This is a genomic window from Pseudomonas sp. ERMR1:02, assembly GCF_002277815.1.
Taxonomy (GTDB): Bacteria; Pseudomonadota; Gammaproteobacteria; order Pseudomonadales; family Pseudomonadaceae; genus Aquipseudomonas.
The window spans coordinates 669,127-687,873 of sequence record NZ_NKJI01000001.1 but is presented as its reverse complement, the minus strand read 5'-3'; the positions used below and the strand labels follow the sequence as shown (position 1 = coordinate 687,873).

The following is an 18,747-nucleotide window of genomic DNA, read 5'->3' as shown; positions in this document are numbered from 1 at the left end:
TTTCCGGCAGATTGTTTACCATTAGCCACTCGCTTGAAACGTATCGCTTGACACTTCGGGTGTTTTGGCGTGTGGCTCCGCCGCCCAGGACCGTCACTGACCTGTAAAATCGCTCGCCGGATTTGGCTTGTTTAATTAAGGCGTCGCAATATCGGATGACGCCGTAAGACCTTGTAGGCAAACTCCGAATCTTGCATTTGGGCACTTTGCCGCCTTGTTGCGCTTTTATTCGACGGGATAGTCTCCAGGCGTCGCTGAACATTCAGTGACCGGGCTTGGAAACCCGTCGAACCACAACGCAATAGCGCTCGATCATGACTGCAGACGTTTTTACGACTGCAATCTTGTGTCATGGCAGCTGTGCGTGGGACGCCTTCGGGCGTGCCGGTTTCTCTGGTTCCCGGTTTTCCAACCTGCGTACAGCTGCCACCCCTTCGCTTGGAAACGAAAGTGGCAGCTTCTCAACCAGGGAGTAAAACCATGAACAAAGCAAATCCAACGTCACCCTCAGAACTGAAAACCATCGGCTTCACCCCCTTCCTCTACTGCTCGAACCAGCCGCTATTCCATGTATGCCGCGACGTCCCAATTGCCGACGCCTTGGCCCAAGCATCCGACCTGCTTTTCCTCGCCAAATCCCTGACCGTGGATGCCGCTTACGCCCAAGACACCCACGCCTGGGCTGCGCATTACCTGACGGCGATGAGCAAAGCGGTAGTCGATGATGTGGTTAAGGTGCTGACACGACGGTCAGTCGGAACGAAAAAGAAAGCAGCCCAACCGAACAACACGTAATCACAGCAGCGTCAAAAACGCCCCTGTAGGAGCAAGCTTGCTTGCGAGTAATCCAAGAGCGCCGCTGGGTATCTGGTTTTACGCGTTATCGTCTACGACCTACGCGAGCGAGCTCGCTCCTACAGGGGCTTCATCCGTTCAAGCACTTCACGCGTCAACACAACCTCATAGGTATCCGCAGGCCTGCCCCACTGCTCCACAAGGACCAAGCGGCTTACCAGCGTCTCTGCAAGTTCGGTAATCGTTTCGGCCAACGCCTCGACGATGTCCTGAGCCCGTAACCACAAGCGATCATTGATCGCTTTCAGCTCGGCCGTGATGCTATCGCACGCCGCCGGATCGGTATCGGGATAGGTGATGTTGCGCAACAGATGCCGCAACTCCCGGATTTTCGCGTCATCCCGTTCCGCGCCAAGCACGCCATTGAGGATCGCGGCCGCTTGCGATTTATCGACATGTTTTTCGTGCGTATGGGCTGAAGGTAATGTCTGCGCCATCGTGCCCGCGAAGAGGACCATTATCCTGGCTTCCAGGTATTCCTTCATTGCTTCCATCGACGAAATTGGCCGCACCAAACTGATTGAAGCACCTCCTTTATGCCGCAGGTCCATGGTTACTGTCAGGGTAACGCCACCCGTTTCAAACCCCAGCGTCCGAGCCACGACGTAATGCCCCATTTCGTGGTGGGCGATCTGCAAGGCATGTTCCCGCACAGCGGCAGGCATCTTCTTCACGTCCATCGCCTCGGATCCTCGGGTCTCTCATTCGACTACGAGTGACTGTAGCTGTCCATCCTGTCGCTGCGCTGCCCCGTAGGAGCGAGGCTTGCCCGCGAAGAATGCTACGCGGCTTGCCTGAATCACCGCGTTTCTTCGCGGGCAAGCCTCGCTCCTACAGAGTGTGGTTGCAGCCGTTCGCGCATGGCGCCGAATGGCGTGCCTTCCTGCGGCACCACGCCTATTTCGATACCACTGGCCCCGACGCCTATCTTGTCACGCGGGATCATGTTGTTGCCCAGGCGCATGCCGTTGACGAACATGTTGGATCGACCGATCAAACATCCGTTGCGTGGGCTGTGCCTGTAACATGCTGGCCCAACGATCTGTGCCGCTGGAGATGCCCCTTTGCCTGACACTCGCCCGCCCGTTCTTGACGAAATCGACCGCCAGTTGATTGCCGCCCTGCAAATCAATGCCCGCGAAAGCGTGGCCATGCTCGCTCGCCAGCTGGGCATCGCCCGCACCACCGTGACTTCGCGTTTGGCACGGCTGGAGAAAGCCAAAGTGATCACTGGTTATGGTGTGCGCCTCGGCCAGCGGGTGGTGGATGGTGGGTTGCAGGCTTATGTCGGGATCACGGTGCAGCCGCGCTCCGGCAAGGAAGTGTTGCGCAGGTTGAGTGCCATGGCTCAGGTGCAGCAGTTATGTGCGGTGAGCGGCGAATTTGACTATGTGGCGTGGCTGCGTACTGATTCGCCAGAGCAACTGGATCAGTTGCTGGATCAAATTGGCAGTGTGGATGGGGTGGAGAAGACGACTACATCGATCATTTTGAGCAGCAAGATTGATCGGGGGCAGCCGGTTTGAGTTTGATTGGGATATCTCTAGCTAATGGTTGGGCCTCTTCGCGGGCAGCCTCGCTCCTACAATGGGCATTGTGTATCTATAGATCGTCATATTGATCAGTTAATTAGCAAAACGACGACACTTTGCGTCTTATTAACGTGTTCTACGCTCTCTAGAATGGCTGGCATCTTTTCCTATACTCAGACGCTCACCCCCGCGTCCGATCGCCAGCAAGGTCAGCCATGAACAAGAACAATCGCCATCCTGCAGACGGTAAAAAGCCAGTCACCATTTTCGGTCCTGACTTTCCTTTCGGCTTCGACGACTGGATCGAACACCCGGCCGGCCTGGGGAGCATTCCCGAGCACAATCACGGCGCCGAAGTGGCGATTGTCGGCGCAGGTATCGCAGGGCTGGTGGCCGCTTACGAACTGATGAAGCTCGGCCTTAAGCCCGTCGTCTATGAAGCTTCAAAAATGGGCGGCCGCCTGCGCTCCCAAGCGTTCAACGGCACCGACGGCATCGTCGCCGAGTTGGGCGGTATGCGTTTTCCGGTGTCGTCCACCGCGTTCTATCACTACGTTGACAAGCTGGGTCTTGAGACCAAGCCCTTCCCTAACCCGCTGACGCCTGCCTCCGGCAGCACCGTCATCGATCTGGAAGGCAAAACCCATTACGCACAGAAACTGACTGATCTTCCTGCACTGTTCCAGGAAGTGGCTGACGCCTGGGCCGATGCCCTGGAAGCCGGCTCGCAGTTCTCAGATATCCAGCAAGCGATCCGCGACCGCGACGTACCGCGCCTCAAGGAGTTGTGGAACACCCTCGTGCCGTTGTGGGACGACCGCACGTTCTACGACTTCGTCGCCACCTCTAAAGCATTCGCCAAACTGTCGTTCCATCACCGCGAAGTATTCGGCCAGGTCGGCTTCGGCACCGGTGGCTGGGACTCGGACTTCCCCAACTCGATGTTGGAAATCTTCCGCGTCGTGATGACCAACTGCGACGATCACCAGCATCTGGTGGTCGGTGGCGTGGAACAAGTGCCACAGGGCATCTGGCGCCATGTACCGGAGCGCTGCGTACACTGGCCGCAAGGCACCAGCCTCAAGTCGTTGCACAGCGGTGCCCCACGCTCCGGGGTGAAGAAAATCGCCCACGCACCGGACGGCCGTTTTGCGGTCACCGACAACAACGGCGACACCCGTGAATACGCCGCGGTATTGACCACTTGCCAGAGCTGGCTGCTGACCACCCAGATCGAATGCGATGAAAGCCTTTTCTCGCAAAAGATGTGGATGGCCCTAGACCGCACCCGCTACATGCAATCGTCGAAAACTTTCGTGATGGTCGACCGTCCGTTCTGGAAAGACAAAGACCCGGAAACCGGCCGCGACCTGATGAGCATGACCCTCACCGATCGCCTGACCCGTGGCACTTATCTGTTCGACAACGGTGACGACAAGCCAGGGGTGATTTGCCTGTCGTATTCATGGATGAGCGACGCGCTGAAAATGCTGCCGCACCCGGTGGAAAAACGCGTAAAACTGGCGCTGGATGCGTTGAAAAAGATCTACCCGAAAGTCGACATCGCCGCACGAATCATCGGCGACCCGATCACCGTATCGTGGGAAGCCGACCCGCATTTTCTCGGTGCATTCAAAGGCGCCCTGCCCGGACACTACCGCTACAACCAGCGTATGTACGCGCATTTCATGCAGGACGACATGCCGGCAGAACAGCGCGGGATTTTCATCGCCGGCGACGACGTTTCGTGGACGCCGGCCTGGGTTGAAGGTGCGGTGCAGACGTCGCTCAACGCGGTGTGGGGCATCATGAAACATTTCGGCGGTGCAACTCACGCCGAGAATCCGGGTCCAGGTGATGTGTTCAACGAGATCGGACCGATCGCCCTGCCCGAGTAAGAGGAATCCGAAATGCGCGTAGCCCTTTACCAATGTCCACCACTGCCTTTGGATGTCGCCGGCAACCTACAACGCCTTCAGCAGTTGGCGCAGGAAGCCAAAGGCGCCGATTTACTGGTGCTGCCGGAGATGTTCCTGACCGGTTACAACATCGGTGTGGACGCCGTCAGTGTGCTGGCCGAAGTGCACAACGGTGAATCGGCGCAGCAGGTTGCGCGCATTGCCCGGACCGCCGGGATCGCCATTTTGTACGGCTATCCCGAGCGCACCGAGGACGGGCAGATCTACAACGCAGTGCAGTTGATCGACGCTAAGGGCGAGCGCGTCTGCAATTACCGCAAGACCCACCTGTTCGGTGATCTTGACCGCTCGATGTTCAGCCCCGGCACTGACGAATTTCCAGTCGTTGAACTCAACGGCTGGAAGCTCGGCTTCCTGATCTGCTACGACCTGGAGTTCCCGGAAAACGCCCGACGCCTGGCCCTCGACGGTGCCGAACTGATCCTGGCGCCGACGGCGAACATGATTCCCTTTGATTTCATCGCCGACGTCACCGTTCGCTCCCGCGCCTTCGAAAATCAGTGTTACGTGGCCTACGCCAATTATTGCGGGCATGAAGGCGATATCCACTATTGCGGCCAGAGCAGCATCGCGGCGCCGGATGGCAGCCGTATCGCCCAGGCCGGCCTAGATGAAGCGTTGATTGTCGGTGAGCTGGATCGTCAGTTGATGGTCGATTCCCGCGCTGCCAATCGCTACCTCATCGATCGCCGTCCCGAGCTTTACGACGCGCTGAACAAGCGCTAATCCGCTAGCATTGGCACTTCACTGTTCTGGAAGTGCTCATGCCTGCGCTGAATCACCCTCGCCCCCACACTGAAACCCTGGCCAATGGTCTGCGGGTGACGCTGCGCCATGCGCCCGAATTGAAGCGCAGCGCTGCGGCGTTGCGTGTCGCTGCCGGCAGCCATGATGTACCACTGGCCTGGCCCGGTCTGGCGCATTTTCTTGAGCATCTGCTGTTTCTGGGGACTGAGCGTTTTCCCGCAGACCAAGGGTTAATGGCCTACGTCCAGGGTCATGGCGGACAGGTAAACGCGCGGACCAGCGAACGCACCACCGACTACGTTTTCGAGTTACCGCCTCAGGCTTTCAGCGGCGGGCTGGAGCGTCTGGCAGACATGCTCGCCCATCCGCGCATGAATGCGGACGATCAGCGCCGGGAACGGGAGGTGCTACACGCAGAGTTTGTCGCCTGGTCGCAAGATGCGGCAGCCCAACAGCAGTTGGCGCTGTTCGATGGGCTTTCTGACGCTCATCCGCTGAGGGGCTTTCATGCCGGAAACCGTGACAGCCTGCCGGTGCCACAACCCGAATTTCAGCAGGCATTGAAAGGTTTCTATCAGCGGTTTTATCAGATCGGGCAAATGACTCTGAGCTTGACCGGTCCGCAACCGCTCGAAGAATTGAAATCTCTGGCGCAGTCATTCGCTGATGCCATTCCCGAAGGCAAAGCCATCGCGCAACAAGCGCCTGCGCCGTTGATGGACGCTGCGAACAGAAGTTATCAACAGGTGAACGAGCGTCGGCTGGACCTGTTGTTTGCGCTCGAAGCTCTGCCCGATTCATCTCCTGGAGCATTGGCCTTCCTGTGCCATTGGCTGAACGCCGCGAAACCCGGTGGACTGATGGCGCAATTGCGAAACCGCGGTTGGGCCCACAGCCTGAAAGCAACACCCTTGTATCAATTCGCCAGTCAAGCCTTGCTGCACATCGAATTCACACTGAACGCCAACGCGCCGCCAACAGTGATTCGCGAACTGCTGCTGGATTGGCTGAGCTACTTCACCCGGCAAGACTGGAGCGGGTTAAGCAACGAATACAGCGCCTTGCTCCAGCGCCAGCAGCAAGTCAGCGGCGCCTTGCAACTGGCGCGACTGGACAGTGAACAGCGCGAAGGCGGGCTATCTGAACAAGGCGTGAATGCCCTCAAGGAAATCCTGCAACAAATCGGCGCTGTGGATAACTTCACCGGTGAATGGCAACTGCCGTCGCCCAATCCATTCTTGCGATCCGAAGCGCCGGCAACCAACGCCGGGTTGATTCGCGGCCAGACCAGCGCCCACCGTGGCCTACGCACCTTTGCCCAGGATCGCTCGCGTAGTCGGCGCGAACGCTCGCCGATGCAATTTAGCCAGGCATTGCCGGACAACAGCGCTGAAGGTGCGGTGTATGTGCGCTGGCGCCTGGACTCGGCACCAAGCGGTAGTCTCCAATCGCGTTTGGAAAACAACCTGCAACCTCTGCGCGAAGAAGCTCGGCAAGCGGGCGTGGATTTTTCGTTCAACGCATCGGCCAACGAATGGCTACTAACGATGACCGGACTCCAGGAGCCAATGCCCACAGTTCTGGAACATGTGCTGAAAACGCTGGCAAATCATGATGTCAAATTCACACAGAATGAGTCAGCATTGATGCCGATCCGGCAACTGCTCAAGGCACTTCCCGCTCACATACTTGCGCGGACCACTGACTTGGATGACGCGCAACAACTCTGGTCGAGTTCGCGCTGGGACGGACTGGCGATTGGCCTGTCGGCTCAGACCCAAGCAGCAATGGGCCTGGCGTTGAGCCGCATCCCCGGCACACCTGACAATCAGCTCACCCCACCGCCATCAATTCATGCACACCACCTCTGGAGCACCGTTGAAACCGCCTCCAGCGAAAGCGCGTTGCTGCTGTTCTGCCCGACAGCCTCGACGGACATCGTCGACGAAGCGGCGTGGCGTTTGCTCGCTCACATCTCTCAAACCCCGTTCTACCAACGCTTGCGGGTAGAGCTTCAACTTGGCTACGCGGTGTTCAGCGCATTGCGCCAGTTGCACGGGCAAACCGGGCTGCTTTTTGGTGTGCAATCGCCGAGCGTCGCGCCACCGGATCTGCTGCAACACATCGAACAGTTTCTGAATGGTTTGCCGGACATGATCCGCGACTTCGATAACGCCAGTTTCCTCACCCTGCGCCAAGCCCTGGCCGATCAGTTCGCCAGCGCCGCCTTGTCCAACGCCCAAGCCGCCGAACTGCTCTGGCAGGGCAAACTGGCCGGCCGCTCGTCGGATTATCTAGTGCAACTGCCCGAGGCGATTCTTTTACTTGATCGACCTGCACTCATCGCCGCCGCCCAACGCCTGATTCAAGCCGAAGGTGGTTGGCGCTGCCTGTCCAGCGGGCCGTGCCCCGGCTCACCTTGGCAAGTGGCAAATTGATCATTACAAAGGCTGCAATTAACTTTCTCGAACATTTGCAGCCATTTCCTTTGAAATTTTAAGTAGCATAGCTGCCTAACTATCTGAACATCTCCCACTGGAGGTGGACTATATGTATAGGTCTCAACTGTCCCATCACCTGAAGGAGCGCTCCCATGGCCTGGTCCAAACCTGCTTACACCGACCTGCGTATCGGCTTTGAAGTCACCATGTACTTCGCCAGCCGCTAAGCTCTGCCTTGGCAGAAATGCAGTTCAACGCCTCGGTTATGCCGAGGCGTTTTATTTTCAGCGTTACTTTTATTTTCAGCGTTACTTATTTTCAGCGTTGCAATGATGGAGCACCCATGTTTGTCCAGATTTTAGGTTCCGCCGCTGGCGGCGGTTTCCCCCAGTGGAACTGCAACTGCGTGAACTGCGCAGGTTTTCGCGACGGCAGCCTGCGGGCCAAGGCACGGACCCAGTCGTCCATCGCGATTTCCGATGACGGCGTGAATTGGGTGCTGTGCAACACCTCCCCGGACATCCGTGCCCAGCTCCAGAGCTTCGCCCCGATGCAACCGGGCCGCGCCCTGCGTGATACAGGCATCAGCGCGATCATCCTGATGGACAGCCAGATCGATCACACCACTGGCCTGCTCAGCCTGCGCGAAGGTTGCCCGCATCAGGTCTGGTGCACCGACATGGTCCATGAAGACCTGAGCACCGGTTTCCCGCTGTTCAACATGCTGACCCACTGGAACGGCGGCCTGACCTGGAACCGCATCGAACTGGACCAGAGCTTCAGCATCCCGGCCTGCCCGAACCTGCGTTTCACACCGTTGCCATTGCGCAGCGCCGCGCCACCCTATTCGCCGCACCGTTTCGACCCGCATCCGGGCGACAATATCGGCCTGGTCGTCGAGGACCTGAGCACCGGCGGTAAACTGTTCTACGCACCCGGTCTGGGCAAGGTCGATGCGTCGTTGCTGAAGATCATGGCTGGCAGCGATTGCCTGCTGGTGGACGGCACGCTGTGGGACGACGACGAGATGCAGCGCCGTGGCGTCGGCACCCGCACCGGTCGTGAGATGGGGCATCTGGCGCAGAACGGCCCCGGCGGCATGCTCGAAGTGCTTGAGCAATTGCCCACGCAGCGCAAGGTGCTTATCCACATCAACAACACCAACCCGATTCTCGATGAGGATTCGCCGGAACGCGCGGAGCTGGATCGGCGCCAGGTTGAAGTGGCGTATGACGGCATGAGTATTGTGCTGTAGCGGATGGCCTCATCGCGGGCAAGCCTCGCTCCTACAAGGACACCATCAATCCCTGTAGGAGCGAGGCTTGCCCGCGAAGGCGTCCGACCCGACACCCAAGAATCCACCGGTAATACCCGGAGAACCGCAATGACCGACACCCCAATGTCCCCCGCCGAATTCGAAGCCGCCCTGCGCGCCAAGGGCGCCTATTACCACATCCATCACCCGTACCACGTGGCGATGTACGAAGGCCGGGCAACCCGCGAGCAGATCCAGGGCTGGGTCGCCAACCGCTTTTACTATCAGGTGAACATTCCCCTGAAGGACGCCGCCATTCTGGCCAACTGCCCGGACCGCGAGATCCGTCGCGAGTGGATTCAGCGCTTGCTGGACCACGACGGCGCCCCCGGTGAGGACGGCGGCATCGAAGCCTGGCTGCGTCTGGGCCAGGCGGTCGGCCTCGACCCGGATCAGCTGCGCTCCCAGGAGCTGGTACTGCCCGGCGTACGTTTCGCCGTCGACGCCTACGTCAACTTCGCCCGCCGCGCCAGTTGGCAGGAAGCCGCCAGCAGCTCGCTGACCGAACTGTTCGCGCCACAGATCCACCAGTCGCGCCTGGACAGCTGGCCGCAGCATTACCCGTGGATCGACCCGGCCGGCTACGAATATTTCCGCACACGCCTGGGCCAGGCGCGACGGGATGTCGAGCATGGTCTGGCGATCACCTTGCAGCACTACACGACGCGTGAAGGCCAGGAGCGCATGCTGGAAATTCTCCAGTTCAAACTGGACATTCTTTGGAGCATGCTCGATGCCATGAGCATGGCTTACGAGTTGAATCGCCCGCCGTATCACAGCGTGACCGGGCAACGGGTCTGGCATAAAGGAATTACGTTATGAGTTTCGATCGCAGAAAGACTCCGAGCTGGCGTACCGGTTACCGTTTCCAATACGAACCGGCACAGAAAGGCCACGTGCTGCTGTACCCGGAAGGCATGATTAAACTCAATGAAAGCGCCGCGCTGATCGGCGGCCTGATCGATGGCCAACGCGATGTCACGGCGATCATCGCCGAGCTCGACAAGCAGTTTCCCGGCGTGCCGGAGCTCGGTGAAGACATCGAGCAATTCATGGAGGTCGCTCGTGCTCAGCACTGGATCGAACTTGCCTGACCACGTGTCGGACAAGTTACCGCCCAAACCGGAAATTGGCCTGCCGCTATGGCTGCTGGCCGAGCTGACCTATCGTTGCCCGCTGCAATGCCCGTACTGCTCCAATCCGCTGGACTTCGCCGAGCAAGGCAAGGAATTGAGCACCGAGCAGTGGATCAAGGTGTTTCGCGAAGCGCGGGAAATGGGCGCGGCGCAGTTGGGTTTTTCCGGCGGTGAACCGCTGGTGCGCCAGGACCTCGCCGAGCTGATCGCCGAGGCGCGCCAGCTGGGTTTCTACACCAACCTGATCACCTCCGGCATCGGCCTGACCGAGCAAAAAATCAGCGACTTTAAAAAGGCCGGCCTCGATCATATCCAGATCAGTTTCCAGGCCAGCGACGAACAGGTGAACAACCTGCTCGCCGGCTCGAAAAAGGCCTTCGCGCAGAAGCTGGAAATGGCCCGCGCAGTGAAAGCCCACGGCTATCCGATGGTGCTGAATTTCGTCACCCACCGGCACAACATCGACAAGATCGACCGCATCATCGAGCTGTGCATCGCCCTTGAGGCGGACTTCGTCGAACTCGCCACCTGCCAGTTCTACGGTTGGGCGCAGCTCAATCGGGTCGGGCTGTTGCCGACCCAGGAACAGCTCGTTCGAGCAGAGCGCATCACCAATGAATATCGCGCGAAACTCGAAGCCGAAGGGCATCCGTGCAAACTGATTTTTGTCACGCCGGACTATTATGAAGAACGTCCGAAAGCCTGTATGAACGGCTGGGGCAGTATTTTTCTGACCGTCACGCCGGACGGAACGGCGCTGCCGTGTCATGGTGCCAGACAGATGCCGGTGCAATTTCCCAACGTGCGCGACCACAGCATGCAGCACATCTGGTACGACTCGTTCGGCTTCAACCGTTTTCGCGGTTACGACTGGATGCCCGAGCCGTGCCGTTCCTGCGACGAGAAAGAAAAAGACTTCGGCGGCTGTCGCTGCCAGGCGTTTATGCTCACGGGTGACGCGAGCAATGCCGACCCGGTGTGCAGCAAATCGCACCATCACGACGTGATCCTCAAGGCTCGCGAAGAAGCCGAGCACGCCACCCAGTCCATCGAACAACTGGCCTTTCGCAATGAACGAAACTCACGCCTTATCGCCAAAAGCTGAACCCTTCAGCGCTGCCAAGGCCGTTGCGGCCGGCATCGATTTTGCTGAACTGCAGGTAGGCCGACATGGCCTGTTCTGGAACGAATACCGCCCTGAAGATGCTGCATGTCGCATCTGGCATTGGCGCGATGGCGTCGCGAACTGCCTGACGCCGCCGGGATTCAGTGTGCGCAGCCGGGTGTACGAATATGGCGGTGGTGCGTTTTGTCTGACCGATGACGGGGTGGTTTTCGTCAACGAGGCTGACCAGCAGCTATATCGTCAATCGCTACTGCGCGAGGCACCCGAGGTGCTGACATCCGGTGTATGCCGCTATGGCGACTTGCAGTTCGCCAACGGGCAAATCCTGGCGGTTGAAGAGAACCGCGACCGGCATCGTCTGGTGGTGATCGATCTGGCTGATGGCAAGCGCCATTTGCTGGCCGAAGGCGCCGACTTCTACGCCGCCCCAACCCTCAGTCCTGATTCGCAACGCCTGGCGTGGATCGAGTGGAGTCGCCCGGATCAGCCATGGACCGCAACCCGTTTGATGGTTGCCGAACGCCAGAGCGACGGTGGTTTTGGCCCAGCCCGTTGCGTGGCCGGTGACGGGATTCAAGAGTCCCTGCAGCAACCGCGATTTGATAACAGCGGTCGATTGTTTTGCCTGACGGATCGTGGCGGTTACTGGCAGCCTTGGGTGGAATCGGCAAACGGTCTGACCCCTTTGCCGAGCGCTGGCGCAGATTATGGTCCCGCCCCTTGGCAGCTCGGTGGATGCACCTGGTTGCCGCTGAGCGAAGACCGCTATCTGGCGAGTTGGACCGAAGGCGGATTCGGTCGATTGGGTATTTGCGGGGAAACTTGTGAAGAGTTCACTGGCGACTACACCCGCTTGCGCAGTCTCGCCCTGGATAAGCAATTCATTTATTGCATCGCGGCATCGCCGATCAGTTCCTCGTCGGTGATCGCCATCGACCGCCAGACCCGGCAGGTCAAGGTGCTGGCTGGTGGCATCAGCCCATTGCCCGCCGAGCAGATCAGCCGCCCGCAAACCCTGCGCTATCCAAGCGGTTCTGGCGAAGCCCACGGTTTCTTCTACCCGGCAATGACAGGCGAAGCAAAACCGCCACTGGTGGTTTTCATCCACGGCGGCCCGACTTCGGCGTGCTATCCGGTGCTCGACCCGCGCATCCAGTACTGGGCCCAACGCGGTTTCGCCGTGGCCGACCTCAACTACCGTGGTAGCAGCGGCTACGGCCGTACTTACCGCCAGGCTCTGCATTTGAGTTGGGGTGATGTCGATGTCGAAGACGCCTGCGCGGTGGTCAGCCATCTCGCCGATCGCGGATTGATCGATGCCGACAAGGCGTTCATTCGCGGCGGCAGTGCCGGTGGTTACACCACACTGTGCGCGCTGGCCTTCCACAACGTGTTTCGGGCCGGCGCCAGCCTGTATGGGGTCAGCGACCCAGTTGCATTGGTTCGGTCAACGCACAAGTTCGAAGGCGACTACCTCGATTGGTTGATCGGCGATCCCGTGCAAGACGCCGAGCGCTACGCCGCACGAACGCCGCTGCTGCACGCTGGCAACATCTGCGTGCCGGTGATCTTCTTTCAAGGGGAACTGGACGCCGTGGTAGTGCCGCAGCAGACCCGCGACATGGTTGAAGCGCTGCAGAACAATGGCATTCTGGCCGAGGCCCATTACTATGCGGACGAACGCCATGGCTTCCGCAAGGCCGGCAATCAGGCCCATGCGCTGGAGCAGGAGTGGTTGTTTTATCGGCGGGTGATGGATCAGGTGGACTGAAGTCTGCGCCTGGCTCAGAAACTGTGGCTTCCTTTCGCGGGCAAGTCGAATCGTCGCACCGCTCGCTCCTACAGGTTTATGGCACCCTTGTAGGAGCGAGGCTTGCCCGCGAAAGCGATTTACCTGACGCAGCTGAACTCAACGCTTGGCGATGATATACACCGCATGCACGATCCCCGGAATGTAACCGCACAACGTCAACAGCAACGACAACAAGCCTCGCTGGCGTTGTTGAGTACTTTGCTTGAGGAAGTGATGAATCGGCCGGATGAACGCTTGAATAGCGCTTCGGAACTGGATGGCCTGAACTGAATACTTTTTCGCAGGCATAAGAAAACCCCGCCGAAGCGGGGCTTTGCAGACTGTTTCCCTGACATCCTTTTCATTCCGCCATCCTGGCAGAATCCTACGTGTCCGTGTTGTTGCTTTGCGCTTCCTGCGCTACGTCCATGTGAAGTAGATTAGCTGTGGATCCAATTTGCTTCTATGGGAGAACAGCAGCACGGCATGTAAGAGAATGCTTACATGCCGTTACATTCTCAGAACTGCGCTGCGTCCAGCAGGAACAGCGACTCGCTTCCCGCCTTCACAGATGCGCTCAACGAGTGAATCCGCGGCAGCAGGCGGGCAAAGTAGAAACGTGCGGTGCCCATTTTGCTCGCGTAGAAGTCGTCCTGCGCTTCCTTGCCCATGGCAGCCTTGGCCATCAGTGCCCACATGTAGGCATAGGCCACATAACCGAAAGCTTGCAGGTACTCGACCGACGCCGCGCCGATTTCATTCGGGTTGTTTTTCGCCCGGTCAAGCAACCAGGCGGTCAGTTCATCGAGGGTTGTCACGGCATCGTTCAGCGGTTTGGTGAACTCCGCCAGGTCAGCGCTGGCAGTCGCGGTAAAGTGACGAATCTCGTCGGCGAACAGGTTATAGAACGCCCCGCCGCTGCCAACAATCTTGCGCCCGACCAGGTCGAGCGCCTGAATACCATTGGTACCTTCGTAGATCTGGGTGATGCGCACGTCGCGCACCAGTTGCTCCTGGCCCCATTCACGGATGTAGCCATGGCCGCCGAACACCTGCTGGCCGTGGATCGTGGTTTCCAGGCCGAGGTCGGTCAGAAACGCCTTGGCGACGGGTGTCAGCAGCGCCACCAAGTCTTCCGCACGTTTACGCGTCGTGGCGTCTTCGCTGAACTTGGCGGTGTCCAGTTGCATGGCGACGTAAGTGGAAAAGGCACGGCCGCCTTCGTTCGAGGCTTTCATGGTCAGCAACATGCGACGCACGTCCGGGTGGACGATGATCGGGTCGGCCACTTTGTCCTTGTTCTGCGCGCCGGTCGGCGAACGGCTTTGCAGGCGATCCCGGGCGTATTCGACGGCGTTCTGATAGGAGCGTTCGCCGGTGGCCAGACCCTGGATGCCAACGCCCAGACGCTCGTAGTTCATCATGGTGAACATCGCCGCCAAACCTTTGTTTGGCTCGCCGACCAGATAACCCACGGCTTCGTCGAAGTTCATCACACAGGTCGCGGAGGCCTGAATGCCCATCTTGTGTTCGATCGAACCGCAGCTCAAAGGGTTGCGCTCGCCCAGGCTGCCATCGGCATTGACCATGAACTTGGGCACCAGGAACAGCGAAATGCCTTTGGGCCCCGCCGGTGCGTCCGGCAGCTTGGCCAGTACCAGGTGAATGATGTTTTCGGTCAGGTCGTGTTCACCGCCGGTGATGAAAATCTTGGTGCCGCTGACCTTGTAAGAACCGTCGGCCTGGGGCTCGGCCTTGGTGCGGATGATCCCCAGGTCGGTGCCGGCGTGCGGCTCGGTCAGGCACATGGAGCCGGCCCAGATACCGGCGTACATGTTCGGCAGGTAAGCGGCTTTCAGCGCTTCGCTGGCGTGGGCGTTGATCGACAGGCAGGCCCCGGCGGTCAGCATCGGGTACAGACCGAACGACAGGCTGGCGGAGTTGACCATTTCTTCGACCTGAGCCGAAACCGCTTTGGGCATGCCCATGCCGCCGTAGGCCGGATCGCCACCGACACCGACCCAACCGCCTTCAGCGTAGGTCTGATAAGCCTGCGCAAAACCGGCCGGCGTGGTGACAGCTCCGTCTGCCCAGTGGCAGCCCTCTTCGTCCGCCGCGCGGCTCAGGGGAGCAATGCTTTTACTGGTGACCTTGCCAGCCTCTTCGAGAATGGCTTCGACCGTTTCAGCATCGACGGTATCGGCCAGCGCCGGCAGCTCGGCCCAAAGTTTGGCGACCTCGAAAACTTCATTGAGGACGAAGCGCATATCGCGCAGGGGCGCTTTGTAGTCAGCCATGGCAAACCTCGCAAGATCTAATACAGGTGATTCACAGGAATGGTGCTTTGGATGGGTCCGAGTGTAACCCAACAACTTTTGTAACACATAGGGTCAGCACATGACCGATTTGTAATTTTTAGTCACTGGCGTAGTGACCTTCAGAATGCATTCGCGGGCAAGCCTCGCTCCTACAGTTTTTTGTCGGTCACACAATTTGCGTTCGACGACGACTGTAGGAGCGAGCTTGCTCGCGAAAAACCCGAAGGCGCCGTTTGGCATCTGGTTTTACGCGTTATCGTTCACGACCATCGCGAGCAAGCTCGCTCCTACAGGGGGAGGCGTCAGAGCGCAAACAACTCCGCCGGCAGCTGCATCAAACAATCACTCCCCGCCTCGATCGCCGCCCGATGCGCGGAAGTGCGGGGCAACAGTCGCTTGAAGTAAAACTCGCAGGTCGCCAGTTTCGCCCGGCAGAAATCCGCGTCACCGCTGCCTGACTCAAGCTGTGCCTGCGCCACCAATGCCATTCGCAACCACAAATAGCCGAGAATGATGTAGCCGCTGTACATCAGATAATCCACCGATGCGGCGCCGACTTCATCCGGATTCTTCATCGCGGCCATGCCAACCCGGGTCGTCAATTCACCCCATTGCTGATTCAGCTCATTGAGCTGAGCCACATACTCGGCCAATTGCGGATGCTCGGCGTTAACCGCGCATAACTTGTGAACGATTTTGGTAAAGCCACGCAGCAGTTTGCCCTGGCTGCCAAGGACTTTACGCCCCAGCAGGTCCAGTGCCTGAATGCCGTTGGTGCCTTCATAGATCGGTGCAATCCGGCAGTCACGAACCAACTGCTCCATACCCCATTCACGAATAAAGCCATGGCCGCCGAACACTTGCATGCCGTGATTGGTCACTTCCAGGCCGGTTTCGGTCATGAAGGCTTTGCAGATCGGAGTCAGAAACGCCAACAGGTCCTCGGCGTCCTGACGCGCCGTTTCATCGGAGCTCAGATGGGCGACATCCAGCAACTGCGCGGTGAAATAGGTCAGTGCCCGGTTGCCTTCGTTGAAGGCCTTCATGGTCAGCAACATCCGGCGTACATCCGGATGAACAATGATCGGGTCGGCGGCTTTTTCCGGCGCTTTCGGGCCGGTCAACGCGCGCATCTGCAAACGCTCGTTGGCGTACTTGATCGCCCCCTGGAAACTCGCCTCGCCCAGACACAAACCCTGCATGCCGGTGCCCAGCCGCGCGTGGTTCATCATGGTAAACATGCAATTGAGGCCCTTGTTTGCTTCACCGATCAAAAAGCCCTTGGCTGCGTCGAAGTTCAGCACGCAGGTGGCCGAGGCCTTGATGCCCATTTTGTGCTCGATGGAACCGCAGGACACGCCATTGCGCGCGCCTGCTTCGCCCCCGGCATCGGGCAGAAACTTGGGCACTATGAACAGCGAAATGCCTTTGGTCCCGGCCGGTGCATCCGGCAGTTTCGCCAGCACCAGGTGAATGATGTTGTCGCTCATGTCGTGTTCACCGGCTGAGATGAAAATCTTGCTGCCGGAGATCGCATAACTGCCATCGGCCTGGGGTATGGCGCGGGTCTTGATGATGCCCAGATCGGTGCCGCAATGGGCTTCGGTCAGGCACATGGTGCCGGTCCATTGGCCGGCGGTGAGCTTGCTCAGGTAGGTCTGTTTCTGGTCTTCGGTGCCATGGGCGTGGATCGCCGACATGGCGCCGTGGGTCAGGCCGGGGTACATGCCCCACGATGTGTTGCTTGAAGCTACCATTTCGCTGATGACCAGCCCCAAAGAGCTGGGCAGACCCTGGCCACCGTAAGCCGGATCCGCCGCCAGGCCATGCCAGCCGCCTTCCACATATTGTGCGAAAGCCTGCTTGAAGCCTGCAGGTGTTGTCACCACGCCATTGTCGAAATGGCAGCCCTCTTCGTCGCCGCTGCGATTGAGTGGCGACAGGACGTTCTCACAGAATTTTGCGCCTTCCTCGAGGATCGCACTGATCATGTCCGGGCTGGCGTCCGCAGCACCCAGCGCCGCGTAGTTGCTGTGAAATCGAAGACGTGGTCGATCAAAAAGCGCATGTCGCGCAGGGGTGCTTTGTACTCGGGCATGGTCATTTCTCCGGCGGCAGATTTCTTCAACCTACTGCTGGCAATCACGCCTCACAATCACTGTATATACGCTGAATGCGCCATCATCACCCAACCGCAGCGGCGTCCATGCGCACGGCCCCGCGGCGGTTCTGCCCGAATGCCACCACGCAGTTACGCCCGGCGCCCTTGGCGCTATAGAGCGCCTGGTCAGCGGACTTGAGCACTTCCTCGGGGGTGCGTTGCTCCACCCGCTCGGCGACGCCGATGCTGACAGTGACCGACACGCTCGAAGCGGCGGAACCGGAGCGGCGCTGACGCCCCTGACTATCATCCTGCGGACGGCTGTCCTGATTGCGTAGATGAATGTTGTAGGTGGCGATGGATTCGCGGATTACTTCGAGATGCGGCAAGCACTCTTCGAGGGTCTTGCCTGCAAACACCAGGGCGAATTCCTCACCGCCGTAGCGATACGCCTTACCGCCGCCTCCGATTTTCGACAGTTTGCTGGCGACCAGTCGCAACACCTGGTCACCGACATCGTGGCCGTGGGTGTCGTTGAATTTCTTGAAGTGGTCGACGTCGCTCATCGCCAGCACATAGTTACGCCCCAGGCGCTGCATACGTTCGTTCAGGGCGCGGCGCCCCGGCAGCCCCGTCAGCTCGTCACGAAAGGCCATTTGATAGGCCTCATGAGCAACGGCGGCAGCGATCATCAACATCACCTGACTACACATGATGTTCAGGGTGAACGGCAGAATGAAGGTTTTCGGCAGCATCCAGAACAGCCCGAGCAAGCCCACCAGTTGCGCAGCGTGGAGCGGTCTCGGGTTGCGCCAATACTGCCCGGCCAACAGCAGGAATGATGCGATGAACACCGGATACGACAACTGGATCAGGCTCATCCAGGCGCCGTGCAAGGCCGGCCAGCGAATCTCCGACAACCACATCAGCAACGCCTGCGGGTAACTTTGCTCCAGCCCCAACGCCACGCTGCCCACCGCCAGCAACACCGCGAAACGCGCCACCATGTCCTGGAACAGATGTGTTCGCTCCTGCCATGCGGCGAACACACCAAACAGCAGCGGCAGCAGCAGGCAGCACAAATGAAAGACCACCGCGGCGTCTTCGCGAACCTTGCCGTTGTCGCGGTAATAGTCGGTCTGGGTGTCGAGCAGGAAGTAGGCGATGTACACCGTGACCATCAGAAACAGCTCACGTTGACGTCGGTAAACCGCGCAGTAAGCACCACCGAGCAACAGCACCAGGGTAGGTAGCACGTTGAACAGTGACGTGAAGAACACGTTCAGATCCTTGACGTACGCAGCCGCGAGCCCCGCCAGCAACAGCAGTAATGACGGCAGGAAATGACTGAAACGTACAGCGGAAGAACGCGGCAAGGGTAAAGCTCCGACCGTCAAAGCGATTG

At 59.1% G+C, this 18,747-nt stretch carries 15 protein-coding genes and 3 pseudogenes; 12 read left to right on the top strand and 6 right to left on the bottom strand.

Features of this window, described 5'->3' with window-relative positions:
- The first annotated feature begins 480 nt into the window (after positions 1 to 480).
- Positions 481 to 795 (top strand): DUF3077 domain-containing protein, encoded by a 315-nt coding sequence (locus tag CES87_RS03305; RefSeq protein ID WP_128604944.1) that lies wholly within the window; start codon positions 481 to 483, stop codon positions 793 to 795.
- A gap of 119 nt (positions 796 to 914) precedes the next feature.
- Here the strand turns inward: CES87_RS03305 and CES87_RS03300 are convergent, their stop codons facing one another.
- On the bottom strand, positions 915 to 1,535 hold the full coding sequence (locus tag CES87_RS03300) for a peptidase M41 (protein ID WP_128604943.1): 621 nt from the start codon (positions 1,533 to 1,535) through the stop codon (positions 915 to 917).
- Between the two features lie 119 nt (positions 1,536 to 1,654).
- Positions 1,655 to 1,852 (bottom strand): hypothetical protein, encoded by a 198-nt coding sequence (locus CES87_RS03295; protein ID WP_128604942.1) that lies wholly within the window; start codon positions 1,850 to 1,852, stop codon positions 1,655 to 1,657.
- Between the two features lie 67 nt (positions 1,853 to 1,919).
- On the opposite strand from CES87_RS03295, the gene CES87_RS03290 reads away from it, so the two are divergent.
- From CES87_RS03290 to CES87_RS03245, 10 genes are all read left to right on the top strand, one after another.
- Complete coding sequence (locus CES87_RS03290) at positions 1,920 to 2,381, top strand: Lrp/AsnC family transcriptional regulator (protein WP_007980298.1); 462 nt, start codon at positions 1,920 to 1,922, stop codon at positions 2,379 to 2,381.
- A gap of 221 nt (positions 2,382 to 2,602) precedes the next feature.
- Positions 2,603 to 4,285, top strand: a complete 1,683-nt coding sequence (locus CES87_RS03285; RefSeq protein WP_128604941.1) for an NAD(P)/FAD-dependent oxidoreductase — start codon at positions 2,603 to 2,605, stop codon at positions 4,283 to 4,285.
- 12 nt (positions 4,286 to 4,297) lie between these two features.
- Complete coding sequence (locus CES87_RS03280) at positions 4,298 to 5,092, top strand: carbon-nitrogen hydrolase family protein (protein WP_128604940.1); 795 nt, start codon at positions 4,298 to 4,300, stop codon at positions 5,090 to 5,092.
- 38 nt (positions 5,093 to 5,130) lie between these two features.
- The gene (gene pqqF / locus CES87_RS03275) at positions 5,131 to 7,551 is read left to right on the top strand and encodes a pyrroloquinoline quinone biosynthesis protein PqqF (protein WP_128604939.1); all 2,421 of its coding nucleotides are present in this window, start codon (positions 5,131 to 5,133) and stop codon (positions 7,549 to 7,551) included.
- A gap of 155 nt (positions 7,552 to 7,706) precedes the next feature.
- The gene (pqqA, locus tag CES87_RS03270) at positions 7,707 to 7,781 is read left to right on the top strand and encodes a pyrroloquinoline quinone precursor peptide PqqA (RefSeq protein ID WP_080591079.1); all 75 of its coding nucleotides are present in this window, start codon (positions 7,707 to 7,709) and stop codon (positions 7,779 to 7,781) included.
- Positions 7,782 to 7,897: 116 nt separating this feature from the next.
- Entirely contained in the window at positions 7,898 to 8,809 is a 912-nt protein-coding gene (gene pqqB / locus CES87_RS03265) for a pyrroloquinoline quinone biosynthesis protein PqqB (RefSeq protein ID WP_128604938.1), read from the top strand.
- Positions 8,810 to 8,938: 129 nt separating this feature from the next.
- A complete protein-coding gene (pqqC, locus tag CES87_RS03260) occupies positions 8,939 to 9,691 on the top strand; it encodes a pyrroloquinoline-quinone synthase PqqC (RefSeq protein WP_128604937.1) in 753 nt (250 codons plus the stop codon).
- Complete coding sequence (gene pqqD, locus CES87_RS03255) at positions 9,688 to 9,963, top strand: pyrroloquinoline quinone biosynthesis peptide chaperone PqqD (protein ID WP_128604936.1); 276 nt, start codon at positions 9,688 to 9,690, stop codon at positions 9,961 to 9,963. Before pqqC ends, pqqD begins: the two co-directional genes overlap by 4 nt.
- 4 nt (positions 9,964 to 9,967) lie before the next feature.
- Positions 9,968 to 11,110 (top strand): pyrroloquinoline quinone biosynthesis protein PqqE, encoded by a 1,143-nt coding sequence (gene pqqE / locus CES87_RS03250; RefSeq protein WP_178081367.1) that lies wholly within the window; start codon positions 9,968 to 9,970, stop codon positions 11,108 to 11,110.
- Positions 11,076 to 12,902, top strand: a complete 1,827-nt coding sequence (locus CES87_RS03245) for a S9 family peptidase (protein WP_128604934.1) — start codon at positions 11,076 to 11,078, stop codon at positions 12,900 to 12,902. Before pqqE ends, CES87_RS03245 begins: the two co-directional genes overlap by 35 nt.
- A 138-nt stretch (positions 12,903 to 13,040) precedes the next feature.
- Here the strand turns inward: CES87_RS03245 and CES87_RS32575 are convergent.
- A pseudogene (locus CES87_RS32575) lies at positions 13,041 to 13,115 on the bottom strand (YqaE/Pmp3 family membrane protein); the annotation flags it as partial.
- Between CES87_RS32575 and CES87_RS32830 the strand changes: the two are divergent.
- Positions 13,098 to 13,214 (top strand): annotated as a pseudogene (locus tag CES87_RS32830) (LysR family transcriptional regulator); the annotation flags it as partial. The pseudogenes CES87_RS32575 and CES87_RS32830 overlap by 18 nt on opposite strands.
- Positions 13,215 to 13,441: 227 nt before the next feature.
- Here the strand turns inward: CES87_RS32830 and CES87_RS03235 are convergent.
- The 3 genes and pseudogenes from CES87_RS03235 to CES87_RS03220 form a co-directional block, all read right to left on the bottom strand.
- Entirely contained in the window at positions 13,442 to 15,220 is a 1,779-nt protein-coding gene (locus tag CES87_RS03235) for an acyl-CoA dehydrogenase C-terminal domain-containing protein (protein WP_128604932.1), read from the bottom strand.
- Between the two features lie 323 nt (positions 15,221 to 15,543).
- Positions 15,544 to 17,339 (bottom strand): annotated as a pseudogene (locus CES87_RS03225) (acyl-CoA dehydrogenase C-terminal domain-containing protein).
- Positions 17,340 to 17,425: 86 nt separating this feature from the next.
- The gene (locus CES87_RS03220; protein WP_128604931.1) at positions 17,426 to 18,718 is read right to left on the bottom strand and encodes a GGDEF domain-containing protein; all 1,293 of its coding nucleotides are present in this window, start codon (positions 18,716 to 18,718) and stop codon (positions 17,426 to 17,428) included.
- Positions 18,719 to 18,747 lie beyond the last annotated feature (29 nt).